This window comes from Pelotomaculum sp. FP (assembly GCF_004369245.1).
GTDB classification, from domain to species: Bacteria; Bacillota; Desulfotomaculia; order Desulfotomaculales; family Pelotomaculaceae; genus Pelotomaculum_C; species Pelotomaculum_C schinkii.
Map to the genome: position 1 here is coordinate 60,205 of NZ_QFGB01000013.1, position 20,040 is coordinate 80,244.

The 20,040-nt window shown below is 46.0% G+C and carries 27 protein-coding genes and 3 pseudogenes; 1 reads left to right on the forward strand and 29 read right to left on the reverse strand.

Annotated elements, in window-relative coordinates; genetic code table 11:
* Positions 1–198: 198 nt before the first annotated feature.
* The 7 genes from Psfp_RS07380 to Psfp_RS07410 form a co-directional block, all read right to left on the reverse strand.
* The gene (locus tag Psfp_RS07380; RefSeq protein ID WP_134217909.1) at positions 199–660 is read right to left on the reverse strand and encodes a hypothetical protein; all 462 of its coding nucleotides are present in this window, start codon (positions 658–660) and stop codon (positions 199–201) included.
* Positions 657–1,478 carry an ABC transporter permease gene (locus Psfp_RS07385; RefSeq protein ID WP_134217910.1) on the reverse strand — a complete coding sequence of 274 codons (822 nt, stop codon included), beginning with the start codon at positions 1,476–1,478 and terminating at the stop codon, positions 657–659. Before Psfp_RS07385 ends, Psfp_RS07380 begins: the two co-directional genes overlap by 4 nt.
* Before the next feature lie 15 nt (positions 1,479–1,493).
* The gene (locus Psfp_RS07390) at positions 1,494–2,294 is read right to left on the reverse strand and encodes an ABC transporter permease (RefSeq protein ID WP_134217911.1); all 801 of its coding nucleotides are present in this window, start codon (positions 2,292–2,294) and stop codon (positions 1,494–1,496) included.
* Positions 2,278–3,201: an ABC transporter ATP-binding protein gene (locus Psfp_RS07395; protein WP_243120529.1), complete on the reverse strand. Its 924-nt coding sequence runs from the start codon at positions 3,199–3,201 to the stop codon at positions 2,278–2,280. Before Psfp_RS07395 ends, Psfp_RS07390 begins: the two co-directional genes overlap by 17 nt.
* 119 nt (positions 3,202–3,320) lie before the next feature.
* Entirely contained in the window at positions 3,321–4,181 is an 861-nt protein-coding gene (locus Psfp_RS07400; protein ID WP_192895313.1) for a HAMP domain-containing sensor histidine kinase, read from the reverse strand.
* Positions 4,182–4,247: 66 nt separating this feature from the next.
* Positions 4,248–4,943 (reverse strand): response regulator transcription factor, encoded by a 696-nt coding sequence (locus tag Psfp_RS07405; RefSeq protein ID WP_134217914.1) that lies wholly within the window; start codon positions 4,941–4,943, stop codon positions 4,248–4,250.
* Entirely contained in the window at positions 4,933–5,115 is a 183-nt protein-coding gene (locus Psfp_RS07410; protein WP_134217915.1) for a helix-turn-helix domain-containing protein, read from the reverse strand. Before Psfp_RS07410 ends, Psfp_RS07405 begins: the two co-directional genes overlap by 11 nt.
* Positions 5,116–5,259: 144 nt before the next feature.
* Between Psfp_RS07410 and Psfp_RS07415 the strand changes: the two are divergent.
* A pseudogene (locus Psfp_RS07415) lies at positions 5,260–5,609 on the forward strand (helix-turn-helix domain-containing protein).
* A gap of 65 nt (positions 5,610–5,674) precedes the next feature.
* On the opposite strand, the gene Psfp_RS07420 reads toward Psfp_RS07415, so the two are convergent.
* From Psfp_RS07420 to Psfp_RS07515, 22 genes and pseudogenes are all read right to left on the reverse strand, one after another.
* Complete coding sequence (locus Psfp_RS07420) at positions 5,675–6,460, reverse strand: class I SAM-dependent methyltransferase (RefSeq protein WP_134217916.1); 786 nt, start codon at positions 6,458–6,460, stop codon at positions 5,675–5,677.
* Between the two features lie 45 nt (positions 6,461–6,505).
* Positions 6,506–7,204, reverse strand: a complete 699-nt coding sequence (locus tag Psfp_RS07425; protein WP_192895306.1) for a YhfC family glutamic-type intramembrane protease — start codon at positions 7,202–7,204, stop codon at positions 6,506–6,508.
* A 442-nt stretch (positions 7,205–7,646) separates the two neighbouring features.
* Positions 7,647–8,375 (reverse strand): AAA family ATPase, encoded by a 729-nt coding sequence (locus Psfp_RS07435; RefSeq protein WP_134217918.1) that lies wholly within the window; start codon positions 8,373–8,375, stop codon positions 7,647–7,649.
* 28 nt (positions 8,376–8,403) lie between these two features.
* Complete coding sequence (locus tag Psfp_RS22465; RefSeq protein ID WP_282434328.1) at positions 8,404–8,538, reverse strand: hypothetical protein; 135 nt, start codon at positions 8,536–8,538, stop codon at positions 8,404–8,406.
* 35 nt (positions 8,539–8,573) lie between these two features.
* Complete coding sequence (locus Psfp_RS07440; protein WP_134217919.1) at positions 8,574–9,404, reverse strand: amidohydrolase family protein; 831 nt, start codon at positions 9,402–9,404, stop codon at positions 8,574–8,576.
* Positions 9,394–10,041, reverse strand: coding sequence for a TetR/AcrR family transcriptional regulator (locus tag Psfp_RS07445; protein WP_134217920.1), 648 nt, complete (start codon positions 10,039–10,041; stop codon positions 9,394–9,396). The genes Psfp_RS07440 and Psfp_RS07445 overlap by 11 nt, the downstream gene beginning before the upstream one ends.
* Before the next feature lie 165 nt (positions 10,042–10,206).
* Complete coding sequence (locus tag Psfp_RS21555; RefSeq protein WP_192895307.1) at positions 10,207–10,344, reverse strand: hypothetical protein; 138 nt, start codon at positions 10,342–10,344, stop codon at positions 10,207–10,209.
* Complete coding sequence (gene mobC, locus Psfp_RS22630) at positions 10,337–10,504, reverse strand: plasmid mobilization relaxosome protein MobC (RefSeq protein ID WP_348981116.1); 168 nt, start codon at positions 10,502–10,504, stop codon at positions 10,337–10,339. The genes Psfp_RS21555 and mobC overlap by 8 nt, the downstream gene beginning before the upstream one ends.
* Positions 10,501–10,770, reverse strand: coding sequence for a hypothetical protein (locus Psfp_RS22635; RefSeq protein WP_348981117.1), 270 nt, complete (start codon positions 10,768–10,770; stop codon positions 10,501–10,503). Before Psfp_RS22635 ends, mobC begins: the two co-directional genes overlap by 4 nt.
* A gap of 100 nt (positions 10,771–10,870) precedes the next feature.
* The gene (locus Psfp_RS07455; protein ID WP_134217921.1) at positions 10,871–11,758 is read right to left on the reverse strand and encodes a hypothetical protein; all 888 of its coding nucleotides are present in this window, start codon (positions 11,756–11,758) and stop codon (positions 10,871–10,873) included.
* A gap of 83 nt (positions 11,759–11,841) precedes the next feature.
* A complete protein-coding gene (locus Psfp_RS07460) occupies positions 11,842–13,236 on the reverse strand; it encodes a HAMP domain-containing sensor histidine kinase (protein WP_134217922.1) in 1,395 nt (464 codons plus the stop codon).
* Entirely contained in the window at positions 13,233–13,886 is a 654-nt protein-coding gene (locus Psfp_RS07465) for a response regulator transcription factor (RefSeq protein WP_134217923.1), read from the reverse strand. The genes Psfp_RS07460 and Psfp_RS07465 overlap by 4 nt, the downstream gene beginning before the upstream one ends.
* Positions 13,887–14,345: 459 nt before the next feature.
* Entirely contained in the window at positions 14,346–14,861 is a 516-nt protein-coding gene (locus tag Psfp_RS07470) for a GNAT family N-acetyltransferase (protein WP_134217924.1), read from the reverse strand.
* A 56-nt stretch (positions 14,862–14,917) separates the two neighbouring features.
* The gene (locus Psfp_RS07475; protein WP_134217925.1) at positions 14,918–15,358 is read right to left on the reverse strand and encodes a GNAT family N-acetyltransferase; all 441 of its coding nucleotides are present in this window, start codon (positions 15,356–15,358) and stop codon (positions 14,918–14,920) included.
* Positions 15,359–15,389: 31 nt separating this feature from the next.
* Positions 15,390–16,073, reverse strand: coding sequence for a nucleotidyltransferase domain-containing protein (locus Psfp_RS07480; protein ID WP_134217926.1), 684 nt, complete (start codon positions 16,071–16,073; stop codon positions 15,390–15,392).
* A gap of 67 nt (positions 16,074–16,140) precedes the next feature.
* Positions 16,141–16,575, reverse strand: a complete 435-nt coding sequence (locus Psfp_RS07485; RefSeq protein ID WP_134217927.1) for a GNAT family N-acetyltransferase — start codon at positions 16,573–16,575, stop codon at positions 16,141–16,143.
* A 96-nt stretch (positions 16,576–16,671) separates the two neighbouring features.
* Positions 16,672–16,821 (reverse strand): annotated as a pseudogene (locus tag Psfp_RS22175) (type II toxin-antitoxin system RelE/ParE family toxin); the annotation flags it as partial.
* Positions 16,822–17,027: 206 nt separating this feature from the next.
* Positions 17,028–18,485, reverse strand: a complete 1,458-nt coding sequence (locus Psfp_RS07495; RefSeq protein ID WP_134217928.1) for a M56 family metallopeptidase — start codon at positions 18,483–18,485, stop codon at positions 17,028–17,030.
* A gap of 10 nt (positions 18,486–18,495) precedes the next feature.
* Positions 18,496–18,855, reverse strand: a complete 360-nt coding sequence (locus tag Psfp_RS07500) for a BlaI/MecI/CopY family transcriptional regulator (protein WP_134217929.1) — start codon at positions 18,853–18,855, stop codon at positions 18,496–18,498.
* A 261-nt stretch (positions 18,856–19,116) separates the two neighbouring features.
* Positions 19,117–19,297 (reverse strand): annotated as a pseudogene (locus Psfp_RS07505) (cysteine-rich KTR domain-containing protein).
* A gap of 11 nt (positions 19,298–19,308) precedes the next feature.
* A complete protein-coding gene (locus tag Psfp_RS07510; RefSeq protein WP_134217930.1) occupies positions 19,309–19,752 on the reverse strand; it encodes a hypothetical protein in 444 nt (147 codons plus the stop codon).
* Positions 19,739–19,954 carry a helix-turn-helix transcriptional regulator gene (locus tag Psfp_RS07515; protein ID WP_134217931.1) on the reverse strand — a complete coding sequence of 72 codons (216 nt, stop codon included), beginning with the start codon at positions 19,952–19,954 and terminating at the stop codon, positions 19,739–19,741. Before Psfp_RS07515 ends, Psfp_RS07510 begins: the two co-directional genes overlap by 14 nt.
* Positions 19,955–20,040 lie beyond the last annotated feature (86 nt).

Consider the following 20,040-nt stretch of genomic DNA (forward strand, 5'->3'; position numbering starts at 1 on the left):
TTTCTGTTTGGGGAACCTATTGATTATTTCTAATCCGCTCAGCTCATTTTCAGAATACCCCAACTCCATAAGATGTCGCATACAGTTCCAGATATGAGCCGATGCAGCTTCGTATCGCTTAGCTGCAATAAACTCTGGCGACAAATTAACTTGGTACCGTCCTTTTTGCTTCACGATGAAATTTTCATCATAAACCTTTTATTTGATTTCCAGCTCAATGGAACCGGTAAAGTCGTCGCATTCCACGACGATATAATTGCCAGCAGGCGGCAGTTCAATCGTTTCGGAGTAATCGCCTGTGCTTTCAATCAGTATTTGCGGATCATCTGCGCCGGATTGTAAAACCAACTTGGCACTTCCGTCTGTGATGTTCAGATTGCAGGTAATTTCAATTTCATTTCCTGCTTCACGGTCAATAGAAGTCCCCCCGAAGAGATACTCTGTTCCCGAAAAATCCTCATAATCGGCATCATAGGTGCCGGTATAGTGATCGACTCCGTATTTTCTCTTGCCTTCCAAAGACCTGTTGCTGGTCAATTGGGCATCACCAGCCGCTTGGATGGCATCATTGTATGTGCCGAGAATTTCATCTTTTGTGCAGCCTGTCAGCGCGAAAACCAAGCAGCATGCTATCACCAAAATAAGTAATGACTTTTTCATTTCGAAGTCTCCTGTTTAGGCTTAGTGCGCCCGCCTTTCTTTGAGGGGGCGACTGCAACTGCCTCTTTCCGTGGAATATGGATAATGATTCCGGTCAGTATCAGCATGGCTAAGATCACGCAGATACCGATAAAAGTGTTCTGCGTGGACGCATAGCTGCCTGCGGTATCGGACACAAAACCCTCACCGCTGAAACGTACGATACTAAGTCCGGCTGAAAGTGGATACAAGTTGCGGAGCACGGGATTCTTGAGGAAAATAGCGACATATCCGAGCAAAAACGCGGCCACAGCACCGCCCCTGAACGCATCCCGCCTGCGCCCACACAATGCGATCAGCGGAAATTCACCGATACAGGTAAACAGCGCCATAGCGGTCATCTGAACGCTTCCCGATAAAACGACGGGCAACGTCAGATTTTCCCGGCAGCAGATCAGCCCGACCAGCAGCGTCACCAGCGCGTCATAAAGGCCGAGCAGAAGCGCGATGATTCCAAGCGCGGTCAGCTTGCCGGCCATCAGGCGCGGAAAGCTGACGGGAACGGTCAGCAGGTTTTTCAGCGTATCGTCCGTGTATTCCCGGCTGATTATATAGCCGCCGATCAGGGCGAGGATCATCGGAAAGAAAATCGTCATATTGTTCCAGATGGTACTGTTAATCAAATCGGGGAATGTATAGTTCAGAACGGTCTTGGCGTCGTCCGACATCACGTTCTGCATCACAATGGAAATGACCGGAGAACAGGTTGCGCCGATAATGCCGACGAGAATAATGCTGTACCGTTTCAGTTTTTGAAATTCCGTGAGAATCAAGTTCATCGTCACGCCTCCTTCCTAAATCTCGCGCCGGTTGTAAATCCGTACCATCAGTGCGGTAAATATGACTGACATCACGGCAAGGATTCCAATGCAAACCGGGGTCGACACAAAGTAAGGACGCATACTATCATAAAATTTTGCCCACTCACCGGTTTCCGTTCCCCGACTGTAAAACTGAAGAATCCATCTATGAATCAGTGGGATAGGCAGTATCGTGCCGATATTGAACCCCACGGGGACCTTCATTCCCATATCGGTAAGATGAAACACATAGTTTACAATGGTGTAGAACAGCGTGATCACAATCGAAATCAGATTGTTTTTATTAAACCACACTACCAATACCACACAGGGCAGAGCCGCGGCCAGCATCATAAACCCCAGCAAAAGGCTGAGAACAAATTTTTCTCCCATGTTGATAAAAGCCATGCCGAGCAGCTTCGCGCAAACCGCGCTGGCCAGGAATCCGGCAAGGGAATAAACCACGGAGATGATTGCCATAACGCTGATTTTCGCCAGCACAAGCTTTGCCTTCGAAACCGGGATCGTCATCAGGTTTTTCAGCGTGTCGCTGTCCTGTTCCGTAAAAAACAGCGACGTTGAAAGAACGACCAAAATCGGCAGCAAAAGAAGATAATCGCCCAGATCGACAACGCCTGAAAACAGGTTGTCGTAATCCTGTCCCCCCGGGGTGTTCCAGTAGAGCAGTGTTGTCAAAACAGGAAAAATGAACGCCGCCAGCGTCGCCAGCAGAAACAGGGGACGCCGTTTGAATTTTTGAAATTCGCAGAGGATCAGATTATGCAATGCCCTCACCCCCGGTTACGCGCTTGAAGTAATCCTCCAGCGTATCCTCGCAGGTGTGAGCTTCCGCAACCTCCAATCCGTTTTCAATGAAAGCGCGGGTAAGGGCAGTCACCGGCAAACTCACATCGTACAGGCGAAGGCTGCGGTCGTCTTCTACCGTAAAGTTTTTCGCTCCAAAGTTTCGTTCCATAATTCTGGCCGCCTGCGCCGTGTCGGAGACGATGAAGTGGACATACTTGCTGTTCTTTTCCTCCAGCTCGGCAAGGCTTTCCTCTTCCAGCAAGACTCCGTGGTCGATGATGCCGATGTCGTCCGCCAGCAGAGAAATTTCCGAAAGAATATGGCTGGAGATCAGAATTGTTTTTCCTCGCGCGTCGCACAGTTTCCGGATGAAGGAACGGACTTCGGCAATGCCGATGGGGTCAAGCCCGTTGATCGGCTCGTCCAGAATCAAGAGCTCCGGATCGTGCATGATGGCGAGGGCGATGGCCAGACGCTGCTTCATACCGAGGGAGTACTGTGAAAACAACTTCTTATCGCCGTATGGAAGCCCGACGACCTCCAAAGCGCTTGTAATCGCGTTGCGCTTGGAGACGCCCCGGAGCCGTGCAAATATTTTCAAATTTTCAGTGCCGGTCAGATTGGGATAAAAGCCCGGTGCTTCGATCAGGTTGCCGATACGGGGCAGAATTTTTTTCTCGTTTCCCCGGATATTCTTACCGAAAATCCTTACCTCGCCCGAAGTCGGCTGCGTCAAGCCCAGCAGCATTTTCATTGTCGTGGTTTTTCCGGCGCCGTTTCGCCCGAGCAGGCCATAGATGCGGCCCTTTTTTACGTGAATATTAAGGTCGGCAACGCTTTTCTGCGTACCGTACTGTTTGGTCAGATTTTTCGTTTCAATGATGAAATCACTCAATCTCAAAACCTCCTTTTGAAACCAGTGTAACATGCCAAGCTTGTATTAACCTTGCCGGAACCTTGCATTAACCTTGCAATTTCGGCAGGAAAAATCCCTGCCCACAGACAGGGATTTGCTTAATTCTTTACTGGAAAGCAGACGGTAAAAGCCGTATATTGGTTTGGCTCGCTTTGGACGGTAATCCTGCCGTCCATTTTTTCAACCATTTGCCGGACAATTGACAGCCCCAATCCGCTTCCTTTATCGGAGCGGCCTTTATCGCATTTATAAAGTCTTTCAAAGATGTGCGGCAGATCTGCTTTCTCGATTCCGATCCCATTGTCCGCGACACGAATTTCAATTTCCTTTTCATTTTGCGCCATTTCAATTTTAATCTGCGTGGCCCGGCTGTGGGCGATGACGTTCTGGACCAGATTGTTGACTATGCGGGCATATCCGTCCAGGTCCACTTTCGCATACAACGGTTTTTCCGGAATTTCGATTTCGTAATCCAGATGATTTTCCTCAAAGATGGGAATCCAGTCCTTCAGGACATTTCGCGTCAGCTCCGCAAGCTCCACCCGCTCGATGGACAAGGTGAATTCACTGGAATTGAGCTTGAACCAGTCAAACAGGACGTCGATATAGTCCTTCAGGTCATGGGCCTTGCGTCTGGCGGTTTCCAGATAATCCTCGCGCTCTTTCCCTGTGACAACGCCTCTGTGCGCCGCGTCCAGATATCCGATCAGGGTGGTGAGCGGCGTCCGCACATCATGGGAGAGGCTGGTCATGAGCTGGCGGTTGGTTTCGTCCGCTGCCCTGAGCCCGGAGAGCTGTTCCTCGTAACGGTAAACAATTTCATTTATTTTATAGCAAAGGTCGGCGGTCAGCTCATTGCCTGCGGCAAGAATTCTGCGGTTCCCGTTCCCGGATTCGATGTCGTTCAGAGCGTCCGTCATGTCCTGAAGCTGCCGCTTAACGCCGAGAAACTTTCCCATACAGATCACACCGAACAGAAGGGCAAGGAAGAAGAGTACGCCTAATGTCAGGTCAAGAATCACGGCCTACACCTCCTTATTGAAGCGGTAGCCGATACCTTTTACCGTCTGGATGTAATAGGGCACGCCGGAATCAGGTTCGATCTTTTTGCGGAGCCGACTGATGATCGCCATGATGTTGCTGTCATCATAAACGTAAGGCTCGCCCCAGACTTCCTCGTAAATCTGCTGCTTCGTCAGAATCTTCCCCTGGTTTTTCGCGCAGAACAGCAGCAGATCGAATTCCTTCGGCGGCAGTTCAAATATCCCGTTTTGCGTGGTGACGCTCCGGCTGTCCATGTCTATGGTCAGCCCCTGATAAGTCAGCGACTGCGAATGATCTCCAGCCAGATTGAACCGCGTATACCGGCGGATCAGGGAAAGCACGCGGGCGATCAATTCCTCCATATCAAAGGGCTTTGTCAGATAGTCGTCCGCGCCAGAACGCAGCCCACGAACCTTTGAGGTACTGTCATTTTTGGAAGTCAGCATCAGGATGGGGACGCTGCTTTTCCGCCGTATTTTCTCCATGGTCTCGAAGCCGTCCATCCCCGGCATCATCACATCTAAAAGGACGAGTTGATAATCATTTTTTTCAATCATGGACAGCCCGTCCGCGCCAGAATAGCAGTGATCCGAATCTATATTTTCAGCCGCTACGCTTTGCTTTATCAAAGCACACAGCTCTTTATCATCGTCTATGATTAAAACTCTATTTAACATGTTTTTCCCTCTTATATCTCTTGTCCTCCGGCTTAATGGCATCTTTAGGAATAAGCCATGTATTCCCCATCTTTATCGCTCCGTCAATCCGGCCGGAGGTGCAATGATAAAGCACCATTCTATCGGTAACACCCCATTTAGCGGCGGCTTCTTTGGTTGTTATATAATCCATACTCATTCCCTCCAGACCTTTATTATATTTCGTTTGTCCGAAATATGCAAACAAGCGTATGAACTTAAAAGCTACATAAGGTATTATTTTGCATCGTTTAGCTTTCATGGGGTGAATTGTAAAATGATATAGGGTAATATGATAATGCGTAACAAAGGTAAATACGACTTTTCGGCTTTCGAGCAGGCCATAAAGGAAGCGCGAGTAAGCAGAGGATGGACACGGGAACGTTGGCGCAGGAAGTGGCTCTTGCGCCCCGTTACATTATGTCCATTGAAAACAAAGGGCAGCACCCAAGCTTTCAGGTTTTCTATGAGCTTGTTACCTTGTTTCAAATATCGGTAGACCAATTCTTTTTTCCGGATACCGGTGCGGAAAAGTCAACGCGCCGCCGCCAGCTTGACAGTCAGCTTGACGAATTAGAGGAAGCGGATTTAATCATCATGGCGGCTACCGCAAAGGGGATACAGGAAGCCAAAGGAACGGGGGAATAAAATCTCCCGCTTTCTTTTTGAAGAAAGCTCATGTATCTGCACAGGCACCTTTGAACCGGCAATCCTCATTGCTTGTTTACTTTGTTCAATAAAAATACTACCCCCACAAGGCTGCTTTCCAGATCCGCATACTCGTTTTGCTGATTCCGCACATATTGGGCAAACAACTCTCTCTTGGCCGGATAAGCCTTGCTCAGTTCTTCCGCGCGACGCTTGATATTGATGAAGTCCTTCGCATTGTTGGGGTTTTCTTCGTCAGGGGCATGGATGGCGGCAAGCTTCAGCCCCGCTTTACTTATAACGGATTTCCATTCAGGGAGCGTGGGATAGTCCCCTTGGAAGAGGAGCGCGCCCTCGTTCCCCTCCGCTAAATAGGCGTCGTCCAGAAGAATATGGCCTCCCGGCCTGACTGTACCCGCCAGCGCCTTCAAGGTTTCATATTGGCTGCCAAGGATATTCCCGACAGCGCCATAGATAACCAGATCATAGCCGCGTTCCGCTTGGACGGCCTCGGTAATATCTTCGACTCTAAATTCGCAAAGACCGCCGACGCCGTATTCTGTTGCCTTTTCTCTTGCATACTGAACAAAGTCCGGAAGCAGGTCAATGCCTTTGCAACAGCACCCAAGCTCCTTGGCAAGCTGGATGGATACCGCACCTTTTCCGCAGCCCAAATCCAAAACCCGGACATCTTCGTTTAGTGAGATATGGTTCTTTATCAAGCTGAGCATTTCTTGGGGAGAACTTCCAAGCTCCCATAAATCCTGCAGCAAATAGGGGAGGAACGGGATAATGTCGGTGCTATCCCCCGTGAGTGATCGCGCCAGCTTTTCCAGTATTTGATCGTTCATCTCGATACCTCCATAGAAATAGCATGAAGGCCTTGCCGATGCCATTTATTTAAAAATCAGGCTCCCAAGCCCGCTAATCCAACCGATTGCTCCTACAAAAACAATAACGTTTTTCATAACTCTCAGCCATTTGTGCTTCTGGATTGTTTCATCAATCTTTTTCTGCCACTTGATCAAAACGACTAATAAGCCTAAGATGAAAATCTTCAGTCCCCATTGAAAGACATTTGATTCAACAAATCTCTCTATTTCCGAGAATTGCGTAGCAAACCTGCTTTCAAACAGGACCGCGAAAAGCAAAAACCAGCCGACTAGGGCAAAGATAAAACCCGCCGCTTTCAGTTTGGAAAGGTAAAAGCTCTTACTGCGGGCGCGGTTCTCCGCTGCTTCCGCTTTGTAGTTCAATTTCAGGTGATTGCTTTTCATGATCTTAAGCATGATAAAAAGGCAAAGCACTCCAACGGCGAAATAAAAGCCTTCAAAGTATAAACCCGAAACGCGATTGGCGGAAAAGTACAAGGCCAGACCATCGGTCATCGTTTTCAATAAAATCGGAGCAAGAAGATAGAACTTCTTTTTGTGATAAACAGACATGAAAAGCATAAAAGCGCAAAAAACATGAACCGCTGTGGCCGACAGCCGTTCAATTCCGATCTGATGATTGACGGATTCAAATCTGCTTTTGTATTTGAGAATGATCAGCAAAGGAATAAATATTTCAAATACGCCGGTCAGCAGACCCACATAGCCATAATAAAGGGGAATATAAATCGAAGCCAGGAAAATGTTGATTGGCGTATTAAAAAAATAAGCAAAGGTGCTTTTCAGGGCAACGGAAAAAAACCAGGCCGCCGCACCGAACAGGATTATACTCCCGGGTACGTTCGTCTTTTTTCAATAGGCGGAAATAGGTATAAGTCCCGCTAACAAAAGAACAGCCGGTATCAGCAGGTAGGTATCCATTTACTTATCCCTCCTTTGCAAGACAATAGAGGATTCCTTAGCTTTTTCACTATGCCTGCAAGTTAACTATAATTTTGAGTGCTCTTTATTGCAATGCTCCGATGTTTTCGGAAATACCCCTGGACTTGATCTTTTTCAGCAGCCCGATGACGGATATGTCTATGAAGCGAAAATTCCAGACCGTCAATCAGGCTCAAATCATCCTCGACCAAAAGAATATGATTCATACGTCATCTACCTCCAGCAAATAGCGCAGCATTTTTTCCGGATTTTCCAGAAAGCGGCGGGTCAGTTGATAGTGTTCCGTCTCCCGAAAATCTACCGAGCGAATGCCGTCCTCCGTCAGCAGGTAAACCTCCGCACCGGGATACGCCATTAGAATGGGCGAGTGGGTGGCAATGATAAACTGGGAGTTTTTTTGAACCAAAGCATGGATATACGCAAGCAAAGTCATCAGCCGGCAGGGGGACAACGCGGCCTCCGGCTCGTCCAGCAGATAGAGCCCATTGCCGCTGAAGCGGTCCATCAGAGAAAGGAAGCTTTCCCCGTGAGATTGCTCATGCAGGGATCGGCCGCCGTAATTGTGCGCGGCGCCAATCTCGTCGATATAGCTGGCCGCATTGTAGAAGCTCTCGGCCCGCAGAAAGAAGCCGTCTTTGGGGTAGGCGCTCCGCGAAAGGGTCAGATGCCGGTATAACTCCGAGTGGGTGAGGCTGGTGGAAAAGCTGAAATTGCGGGTGCCTCCCTCGGCATTGAAGCCGTAAGCCACCGCGATGGCCTCCAACAGGGTTGACTTGCCCGTACCGTTTTCTCCTACCAAAAAGGTGACGGACTTGGGGAAAAACAGCTCTTTCCTCTGGGCCAGATGGCGCACCACCGGCAGGCCGCCAAGGTAAGAGTCCTCTTCTGGCAGCGAATTCAGCCGTACGCCGCTGATATATTTTCTTTTCATCCAAGCGCTCCTTTCTGCCGTTATATCATCATAAGCTTTTTCCCGTCGGCTTGTTTTCTACGGACTGACCTTTGACAATATAAGCGTTGCCGGTAATGCTGCCCAATAATCCTATCAAGCCGAGCCATTTCAATTTAGCCAAAAGACGTACAAACCTGTTCAATGCGCAGCCTCTTTACAGACATTTTAAGAATTTACCTACAGGGTATTTAAACCCAATATCCTTTGCAAGTTCTCGCCCAATATCTTACGTTTTTCATCTTCTGAAAGCGGCAAATCATTCACTCTGGTAATGGCATTTTTTAAATTATCTATACCGTAGGGCGTATCTGTTCCCATCAAGATTTTTTCGGCACCGAATTTTTCTATGGCAATCAACAGTTTCTTTGGGGGAATGAGCTGCCCTCCGGACATATCAAAATATACGTTCTTATTCTGCAGTTCGGCTTGGGAAAATACCTCCATCCCAATCATATGAGCAATAATGAAGCAAGCATCAGGATGCCGGTTAACCAGCCGCACCATATCCAGCGCATCTTGCCGGGACGCAAGGTGGATAAAAACAGGACGCCCTTTGTTTTCCGCCCACTTGACGATTGGCCCGATGTTTTCGTTTTGAAGACTGAATCTGTGCCAGCATTGATGAAGCTTTATTCCTTTGAAATTCCACGAGGCATATTTATCCTCGATTTTATCAACCATAGTTTTGTCATTCGGGTTAACCCAAAAAAACTGGAAGATTCTCTGCGGAGCTTGCCTGACCAGAGTGAAAACATACTCGTTACCTTCATCAATCTGTTTTGCCGCACCCGTCAAGGCGATAATTATTTTGGTCAGCCTGTTGATAACATAAATAAAGTCTTTATTCGGGTACTTTAGATAAAGATCAGGCAATTTATAGCCTTTATCCTTATTAAGCTCTCCGGGGCAAAGAACCACGGCATCCGTTGAATTTTCATTAAGTTTTTTAAGTATACCGGCGACGGTTAAGTATTCGCCGCAGGCATGAGCGTGACCATCAATGATCAAAACTTTTCTCTCCTTTTATATCCCCAATGCAGCCCTTGACGAAAATCTTGCCAAAAGTGGCCTTCATCATCAACTCCAGCGCTTCGTGACCTGACTCGCCAACCATGTTTTGATTGATGTATATCAAGAAAAAACTCATCAAGCTTGCCTCAAAAACCGTTGCAGGCACCGTTAGCCTATAACCCTTTTGTCCGGCCGCCTGTATAAAATCCGTCACCCTGTTTTGGTTTTGCCGGGTACTGCGTTCTTTTTGCTGCTCGCTGCTTTTCGACCAGATTTCCTGAATCAATTGCGGATCGTTGACGATTAACAGTAAGGGTTCGTTTTGCATAAAGCCCAATGATTTCAGAACCGTATGTTTCATCGCCTCCGGAAATTCGTATTCAGCCAGAAACGTATGCAAGTTATTCATTTCTTCTTTATGAATTTCTGTTTCAATATCCAGGACGATGTCAAATACCATAGATTCCTTTGACGGATAAAAATTATAAAAAGAGCCTTTCGCTATCCCGACTTTTTCTACAATTTTATCAACGCTGGTTTTCTTGACTCCGTATTTTTCAAGCAATACCTTGCCTTCATGGAGCAGCTTCCTTTTTATCGTCTGTTTTTCAGTTTCAGAAAAATGTCTTGCCATATCACCGCTCCAGTCAATGACCAATTATTAATTATAGTCATTGTAACGCAACTTCAAATTCCTGTCAAATGTTAACTTCTATTTGTCATAGCGGCCACCATCAAAGGGAACAAGTAAAACAAAGGAAGCGGAAAAATAAAGACCTCTGCTTCCTTTGATGTCAGCCTATGAAAGCTCATCGGCAACCGATGGGCTTTCATAGACAGGCAAGCATGAAAGGCCCGCATCCAGTTTAAGCATCTTTGCCTTGTAGTCCATAAAGTTTCGGTTGATGCGATTTATTAGTTCTGTTTCCTTATCCATTGGCATTCCTCCTTTTCAGCGCTGTGACCGCCTCCATAATATCCTTCCTGAGACGGTTGGCTTCATATTGGAATATCGTCTTGTCAATATGTCCGGTGGCATTGGCCTTGGCAGCAATCTGGTTCAGGTTGCTGCCGATGGCGTGCAGCTCCCGCGTCATGGAAAAATAGTCGGAGGGGGCAGTTCCGTGGGCACATAGCCGTTGATGAGGGAACGGAGGTAGCCTTCCTGTGAAAGTCCCGATTTTTTCACCTGCTTGGCAAGGTTTTGCTTCTCCTCGGCATTAAGCCTTATAAGGATTGGAATTCCTCGTTTTCTCATTGTTCCGACTCCTTTCGTGTAGGATGGGAAAGCTCTTTTTCCTGCTTCATGGACTCCCGTGCTGTATCGTTCACGATAAACGATGTTCATTAAGACAAAACTCATAAAATTCTTGTGGTTCTCCAAGATGGCCCGGAAATCATATGAAAAAAGCCGCCACATTTTTGTGACGACTTTAGATTGTTCTTATATTTTTTTGAATCCTTTACTGCACACCCATCAAAGCAGGAGCTTGGTTTCCACTGGCAGAGGGCGTTGATTTCTGCCTCTGTGCGGCACTGTCCTTAGCCTTCTGTTCAAACCTTTCTATTTGTTCCAGTGTATATTTATATCCCGCACTGTAGCCGATACCAAGTAAAGCCTTGTCATATCTTGAGAACGTCATTAAAGCGACTTCGCCGTTTTCACCTTTGATGTTGAATGATATACTCGGGTCGTTGCTGCTGTAGCCCTGGCCGTTGTATTCAGCCGCTGCGACCGCACCGTGAACTACATTGAGTTTCTCGGCTGTTTCCTCTGCCAGCGCCGCATATTCCTGCGGGTTCTTATCAAGGGCCGCGTCAAAGGCTACGGAAACATTTTTGTTGAGCGTTCTGCTGTGGCCTACACCGAATAATTCCCCCGTTACGGAATCGACTTCAAAGTAATAGCTACGCTCGCCGTTAATCAAGACATCGGCGTACCAACTGGAACGGGGAAGACTGTCGGTTGCCGACTGATAACCCATTTCAACCACCTGCCCCTCCAGGCTTAGGCCATATACGCTCCACAGGGCCTGCGCTCCGATCTCGGCAGCATCTTTCTTTGCCATGTCCTTGCTTGTCGGTGTTTGATTGCGGTAATACTCAAGGTCAATGTCCCTTACCGTATAATTTGCCTTTTTGTAGCCCTCCGGCAGGCTGTTCTTCGCCGTTCTGGATGACTGATCCATGTAACTTACGTAGCTTGTGGGGACCGTATTTATCTTGTTATATTCCGCCGCAGCGACTACCTGTGTAAATCCCTGAAACATCATTGTGCCAGCCCCGATGATCATTACGGCTGCTAAAACTGACTTTTTGACATGTTTACCTTCCGATCTGTTTGTTTTCATGTGAATCTCTCCTTTATTGTTTATTTGTGATCACAGGAACCAATATAAGGGGCCTGAATTATAGAATCGTAATCAAGTTATTATTAAATTGTAAAAGTTATTTTTGCCGTTGTCCCTTTGCCGGGACGGCTGCTGAAGCTCAACTCCGCATCGTGGCTCGAAGCTATCTGCTTGCAGATAGCAAGCCCCAATCCGGCACCGCCGTCGCTCCGGTTCCGCGATTTTTCTCCCCGGTAGAAGGGTTCCGTGATCTGCGAAAGGACTTCAGGAGTCATGCCTTTTCCGTTGTCCCGGACACTGACCGTTTTCCTTCCGACTTCCTTGGCAGCGCTTACAACAATATGTCCACCCTTACCGCACGCCTTTATCGCGTTGTCAATCAGATTGATCAGCATGCTTTCCATCAGGCAGGCGTCTCCACGGATTGTCTCTATTTCACTGCTGAATTCTATCTGAACATTTTTTCCAGCAAGCTTGCCGTACAGCGTTTGACTGACCGTCTCAAAGAGGCTGGATACCGTCAGTTCTTCACTGGTAATCTGATTGTTCTGCAGATTTGCCACTTCTAGCAACTGAAACGCTACCGTCTGCAGGCGGCGGCTTTCGGACATGATATAATTCAGTGCCGAAAGTCTGTCATCCTCAGACAAAACGGCCTTTTGCATGTATTCCGCATATCCGTAGATCGCGGTCAGCGGCGTGCGGAGCTCGTGGGCAAAGTTATCGACAAACTGCTGCTTTCTGTCTGCGGCGTCCTTCAGTTCCGTCATCTGGCGCTGAATTTCCTCCGCCATGTGATTGAAACTCTGCGACATTTCGGTAAGCTCGTCATGTCCGGATACCGGAAGCCTGGTTTCATACGCGCCGTTCGCGATATCCTTGGAGGTCCGGGAAATCTGCTTAAGCGGCCTGAATATCCGGTTCAGCACGAGATGAAGGCCGAAAGCGAGCAGAACGGAGAGGACAAATCCCGCGAGGAATAATATATTTTTCAGGCGGCTCCATGAGTTTATGGCTTCCGTCGTATCGTAAAGATAAACCAGTGTGTAGGAATCGTATGGGGCGGGAAGCTTTCCTGAGACGATAACATAAGTTCTACCGTCAATTTTCCGTATCGTTGCCAGGCGGTTTCCGTTACCCGCAGGTTCCAGGGAATTGCTCTGCAGCACAGTCGCGTCCTTACTGGAAAAGACAAGCTGATTATTTTTGTAAAATACAAGTCCTGCCTTGTTATCCCCGGACAGATAGCTGTAAGGCTGAAGCAGGGAACTTAAAGAACCGTCTATGTCGGTCCCACGGCTTTCCACGGCCTGGAGATCCTTGATCAGGGCGGATGCGATAAAATAGTGCTCGCCCAAGCTCCTATCCTCCGCGCGGTTTACCGTATCCCTGAACATTGCGACGGAAACAATGAAGATACCAAGGTTAAAGAAGAAGAGAAAAAGCGCAAGAGTCGTTAAAAAAGTCCGCTGCTTCATCGGCCTGCCTCCAGACGGTAACCCAGCTTATACACGGTTTTTATCCTGTCCTCCCAGCCAAGCTTTTTCCGCAGCTTCCGTATATGTACGTCCACGGTCCGGGTGTCTCCTTCAAAATCGTAACCCCAAACCAACTCCAGCAGTCTTTCCCTGGATAGCGCGATATTACGGTTGTTCACAAGGACTTCTAATAATTCATATTCCTTTGGTGTGCATTCGACCAACTGTCCGTTATGAAATATCTGATGGCTGCTAAAATCAATTTTTACGTTTCCCGCTTCAAAACGGCTCACGGTTTTCTGCGTCCGCCGCAGGACCGCTTCCACGCGGGCCAGCAACTCCAACATTTCAAAAGGTTTTGTCAGATAATCGTCAGCTCCCATTGAAAAGCCCTTGATACGGTCAGGCAGGCTGTTTTTCGCAGTCAGGAATATTGTGGGCGTTTCATTTGCCTGCTTTATCACTTCAAACCCGTCAAGCCCCGGTAGCATGATATCCAGAATCATCAAATCATAAGATTGACGCTGTACTTCCGAAACGGCGGTTTTTCCGTCGAAAACTGAGGTACATTGATGCCCCACAAGCTGCAGGTTCCTTTTTACAAGCTCATTGATCGCCGCTTCGTCCTCGACGATTAAAATAGATGCCAAATTGATCCACCTCCTTCAACAATATTATCAACGTTTTGTTATGAAGTTGTATAATATGCTGCAATTTTTAACAATTGGTACCAGTTTCAATCTTATGTCATATCTTACATTTTTAATATTATTTTCCCTATAAATACTAAATAGATTAGACACTCAAGCAAAGCGTAAATATTTGTGTAAGTAATTAAGCGGGGGGTATTAGGGGCAAGCCCCTAACAAGCGAATTTGGCTAGCCAAATTCAGTGTTTGCTGCAACACAAGACGGCGGTCTGGTGTTGGGTGTGGGTTACGATTGTCCTCAAATACAACCGGCCGAAAAAGAAAGGCAGAAGATAGTTACTCCTGCCCGTAGTGGTTATGCAGCAGATTTCAGGAACAGAAAAAAGCGCTGATTTCTCAACGCCTTAGCCAAGTTCTCATTATATAAATAATGTGACTTTCTTTAATTTCCAGGTATGCTTATATTCGTGCGTTATTAAAACTAAAAATATAACGCATATCTTGTAAAGGCTTACCCATTATTGCAAAGGAGTATTTCTCATTATTGAATACGAAGCCGTTTCTCTCATAAAAATTTTTGGCTGCCTCGTTATTTTCTAAAACCCATAAATAAACGTCGTTATATCCGGCAATTTTCAGATCATCCAGGGCGGCTTTTAAAAGCTTATGCCCATATCCTTTCCCAAAATACGCCGGCAGAAGATAAATTGAAATAATTTCTCCCCATTCAGACAATTTCTTATCTCTTGACTTTCCGTAGGCAATACATCCAACGGCTAATTCTTGGTCATAAATAAGCAGTGCGGTTACGGTATTAGCCTCAATCCAACCTTGAAAAGCATTTACCCAAAAATCATCTTGTAATTCATCGAGATACCTTTGGGGAATAATGCCTCTATAAGCGCTTTTCCAACTGGAAGCATGAATATGACTTATTGTTTTCGCATCTTGAATCGTTGCTCGTTTTATAATCATAGAATCACCTTGATTATGTCATTATATAAAATAATTGGAAACTTTAAAGCTGGAGTTCATCGTTCCCTTTTCAGATAAATCATATCAACCATCTGTTTACCATTTTCATATATCGGGTGGTCATAATTATCAATAAAAAAATTTTTTATTCGATGTGACTCTGTAAAGCCGCTCTTCTGATAAAAATTCAAAGTATTAGGGCTGTCGCCTGTTCCGACAAGCATAACGCTGCAATCGGCGTAGTAGGAGAACAGAAACTCAATCAGCGCATTCCCATAGCCCTTTCGCTGACAATCCGGCTGAACCGCAATATTTTTTATCTCATAAATGCCATCCGCTTCTTTTGTAACCACACATTCGGCTTTAACTCCATCGTCATGCAAAACAAACATTTCGCCTCGCTCAAGATATTTATCTATCATATTTTCCTGCTCATCCGCCAGCAACAGCAGGCCAATATATTCTTTTTTGCTTCCTGTGACTTTTATGATCTCCATAATCAGATACCTCTAAATCCCTGTTTTTTACTCAATTTAACTCAGCCTTGTACTTAATAATCAACCCCGCTGCCCAATTGAACAGCAGTTCAGAGAGCCGCTCAAACTCAGTCTGCGCCATATTCGGCTGTTGCTTGAGGGTAATGCCGGTCTGCAAAATTTTCCGCTCCTGTGGTTGCAGCAAGGGGATAAGCTCGGCCTTTTGCTTTATGTAGGTTCTCGTTTGGTCGTAATAGACTGCCTGCACGGTAAAGGCGGCTGATTTATAAAGGGTCTTCAATATCTCCGCATCTTTCTTATGCACCATGTTGTGGCCACACATATGGTAGATGTTGCAGGCCCCGGTCCGGATTGCACGGTGAATATCCTCCTTCCCGATCAGTGGCAGCAGAAAATCAATACTACCGAAAACCGGGGTGGTATCATGATAGAACTGGAACAGAGCAGAGCGTTCCCAATTTAGTAGCTCCTGCCGGCCGGAGATAAATCCACAAACTTTCTCCCTGTTCGGAAGCGTGTCCAGCATAGCGCCATATGCTTTCAGATCTCCCGGAGTTGCCTGATCCAGTATGACAACCGCATCAATGTCGCTGCTGTCTGTTGCTTCACCCCGACCATAACTTCCCTGAAGCCCGACAAACAGCAGACGAGAACCGAACAGAGCTTTCAACTCGTCCAAGTATCCTTTCATCCAAGTGTTTATATTAAAATCCATTCTTTACTCCTTTGTGTTGGTTTCATAATCCCGCTGTCAAACTGCAATTTGTACGCTTCTCATCATGCTATTTTTGGTGCTTCATTGGTATGTATCGTATACCATCCTTTGTTTGTTCCACATCGGTATCTGTAAATCCTAATTTATGATAAATCTCTCTTGCATAAGGAGAGGAATGAACAGTGATCATTGCTGAGGTGCTGTTTCTTAAAACCGCTTCAAATAATTTTCGCCCAATTCCTTGCCTGTGATATTTCCTGTCAACAAAGAATAACGCAATATGGCCGCCCTCATTTATAGTCGCTATCACGCCGCCAAGAGTTCCATTTTCATAAGCGCCATACATTTCAAGGTTATTGATTTGATTCTCATCATTGATAAAATCTCGAAATGTATTGATGCCTTCTTCCATATAATCGGGCGCTTCAAATTCTAAAAATACATCCCATACAAGGTGCATGGCTTCCGCTTTTTCAGATTCTATCAGTTTTTTTATTTCCATTTATCGCCGCTCCTAGCGTCATGAGTTTTTCTATAAAAGTGTTTCCATCTGCTTCTTTGCCTTTTTGTCTAATATTTCACCGTTACATAGCAAAGCCTACCGTACCAGCCAGCCATAATCCTGCCTGCAATCCATGATGTAGTCAACGTATACCCTCTGATCCTTAACTTGGTATAAAATGAGATACCATTTCTCAACGAACATCTTGTGGTATTTGTTTGGCGGAATAAACTCGGCCTCCAGGAAACGGCGGCTTTGATTGTGATTTCAAAACCACCGTTTGGCATTAGCTATCTTATAGTATGTGTATGATTATTCTCCCGCCAAAACAACGGTCTCCTGTTGTCCAAAAAGTAAATCATGGTAGTGCTGCAAGAACAAATATCAACCTCCAAATAAATGTTCAGGAAATAAACCATCCACACAAACAGATAGCCTATATCAGCTATGACTCACCAGGTGCGTTTGAAACCGCTGTTTTCGATTGCAAATGTCATCATAACATCATCGTCATCGTCCAGCATGCTCGCATCAACATCGCGCCCATCAATTGACTTTGTGACCAGCGCTCCGTTTTTAATATCCCGCAAAACCCGTTCGTATTGGCGGACGACCTCATCCATTAATCCCTGGTTCCACACAAACCGGTCGCCAGAGACCGGCCGGCCCTTTTCGCCAGTCAAAGACTGTTCGTAATCTACAACCGCTTGCAGGTTTTCCTTTTCCTGTTCCAGCCATGTTTTGTATTCGTCATAGCTATACCACTCCACGGTCATCCAAGTTTTCCCTTCGTCCCAGCTGATCCTGTCTTTCCCAGTTGCTTGATCAAATATTGACATTGTGGCTTGACCAGACATGGCCCTGGCAGTTTGGTCATCTATATTAGCAGCTCTAAGGAGCACAAGCCGACGAACGGAAGGGTCCTGGTCATCCGTTTGTCCTGCCGTATTGGCAGAGGTAGCAAATACAGCGGGCACGCCAATAATCAAAGCAAGGGCCAGTATCATTCCGATCAAGGAAGTTTTCTTCATTTTCATAATCGACACAATCCTTTCTTCCATAGCGTTTTGGCTGAAATTGTTGCACAAGGGGGGTAGCCTGTTCTTCCTTTCCTCCAGGCCGATGAGCGTCATAGCGTAAGCTGATTTCATGGTTTCCCCGAACGTCTGCACCACGGTTTCATCGCAGGACAGCTCAAGGTCACGGTTTGCCAGCACATACATTAGCCACACCAGAGGGTTGAACCAGTGGATGCATAAAGCGGATGCCAGCAATAGCTTGGTCAGCGCGTCAAACCGCTTGATATGCACAAATTCATGGGTAAGGATATGCCGCAGCCTTGTTTCGTCCGTCCAGTCTGTTGTTTTGGGCAATAACACCACGGGTCGGAAGATCCCATAGGTCAGCGGCGCTTTGATTTTATCGGATTGCTTTATCTGGACAGTCCGCCGCATCGGATGTTCCCGCAGCCAATGGGCTGCAAAGTTATTCGTGACTGGCAGGGCGGTTTGAAATTCCCGGCGGCATTTGATATAGGCCACGATGAGAAACAAGGCACAGGCGCACATGCCAGCCAGCCAAATGACCGTAACGGGCAAAACGGATACGACTGGCGCGCCAATCCCAATGGTATGCTCTAGAGCGGGAGCAGCGCCCATATTGGGGATGCCCGTCGTTTTTACAGGAGCAGTGAAAGCCGTCGTTTCCGTAACTGCCCGTTTCAGCATGTCGATACTCGTGTAAAAGCTGAAACGCGACGGAATGGAAAAGGGAATGAGCAAGCGGCAAATCACTACGCCCCACAGAACAAGAAACGTCTTTTTGGGCAGTTTGTGCAGGGTAAGCGCACGGACGATAACAACGGCGCTAATGAGGACAGCCCCCAAAAGACTCATTTGTAAAATATCCATATTCGCCGCCTCATCTCAAATTATTGACAAGCTGCTTCAGCCTTTCGATTTCTTCCACAGACAGGGGTTTCCTGTTCAGAAGAGAAGCGAAAAGTAAATCGGCAGAGCCGTCAAATACCTTGTTGATCAGTTCCGTGGTTTCCTGTTCCTGCACCTGTTCTTTTGAGATGACAGCCCGGCACAAGAAATTGGGTTCCAGCCGTTCTATGGCCCCCTTGGCGATACATTTTTTAATCACAGTGTAGGTGGTGTTCTTGTTCCATCCCACCTGTTCTTTGAGGATTTCGGTCAGCCGCTTGGCGGTTAAAGGACCTCCCTTCCATAAGACATCCATCACCTTTAGTTCGGAATCGAAAAGTTTTGTTCCCATGCGCACATCTCCTTTGCGGACTATTGCAATAGTTTTCCCGCAATTAAATACTACCGTGATAGTCTGCACATGTCAAGACTATCGCGGTAGTATTTGAAAATATTTTTTTTGCCCTAATCGTATGCACTTCCGGCCTTGCATAAAACACCTGCCATTGACAGCTTGCGTTAAACACCTGTCCCTTTGAGGATGAAGCATCCATAATGTAGCCGTCTGAGCATAAATTCAAACATGGTTATACTTATAAATTGCTCATAGGTATCATATATTTAATTGTCTTACATTGATTAAAGTTTCCTGCTTGCACTTTGGACAAAATAGCGGAAAACTCTCAAGTATAGCTGTCTTTTCTGATTTTTAATCTTATTTTATTATTGCAAACAGGACATAATGCCAAATAATTTTCTCCATCACGCCACCTTTTTCGTGCATAGAAATCCATTTAATATAGTTTCAATACTTATTGTTAAGATGCCTAAATATAATGACGCCAGCAATATACTGAAAAACAAAATACCCTCCTAAATACAAAATTATTAGTTTAGAGTTTGTAATTACTTCCAATTTTCCTAATATTGAAAAAAGCACTATAGAAAAACCAGTAATCGCTAAGCCTAGTACATAAGCATATCTTCCCGATTTATCCCTTAATTTTTCTTTTCGTTCGTCATGTAATTCTATGTTTTCATTTTCTAATCGCTCAGCATATCTGTTTCTGTTTTTGGGTGCAGTCCAATAAAAATATTTGCTTATCATTATAATCCCAGGCCCAATAAAGGCACCTGAAAATCCAAATAATAAGCTATTCAATCTTATATCAAACAGCAACGCTATAATGAGGAAAATGGCACCACATAATATATACAGTATGCCTACTAAAAGGTTATTTTTCTTCATTCGTTTTACTCCTTTCATATATAAAAATCTCTTCTATGGGCTTTTCAAAAAAATCCGATATGATGAACGCCAGTTGCAAAGACGGATTATATTTTCCATTCTCAATAGAACTGACAGTTTGCCTTGAAACGCGAATTGCTTTTGCAAAATCTTCTTGATTCAGCCCTCGCTCCTTTCTCAACTGTTCGACCTTGTTTTCCAAGAAAGCACCCCCCCCAACATTATGACAAGGTTCCTTTACATTTTTATTGTAGCGCATAGAAATAGATTTGTCAAGGTTCCTTTACA